Raw genomic sequence first — 208 nt, 5'->3', positions numbered from 1 at the left:
GATCACACATGATTACCACAAATGAAACATGCACACGTGAACTTAGCGATACCGTAAAGCAACGGTACAAAATAGACACTGTTGGTAAGTCGCCAACACAGTTGCAGAGAGAATTAGAGTGACGTGGCGTGAAGGGCTTTGTGGTTAAGGTACATCACAACAAAGTAACAATGCTAGTTGCACGTTCAGATATTAAAAATAACAGGGA

Annotated in this window: 1 pseudogene; it reads left to right on the top strand. The window is 41.3% G+C overall.

What is annotated here, in order from left to right:
* Positions 1 to 8: 8 nt before the first annotated feature.
* Positions 9 to 208, top strand: a pseudogene (locus tag CD122_RS12405) (hypothetical protein); the annotation flags it as partial.

The organism is Staphylococcus rostri, assembly GCF_002902145.1.
Classification (GTDB): Bacteria; Bacillota; Bacilli; order Staphylococcales; family Staphylococcaceae; genus Staphylococcus; species Staphylococcus rostri.
Note: the sequence above shows the minus strand (reverse complement) of the source record. Positions and strands in the feature narration are given on the sequence as shown.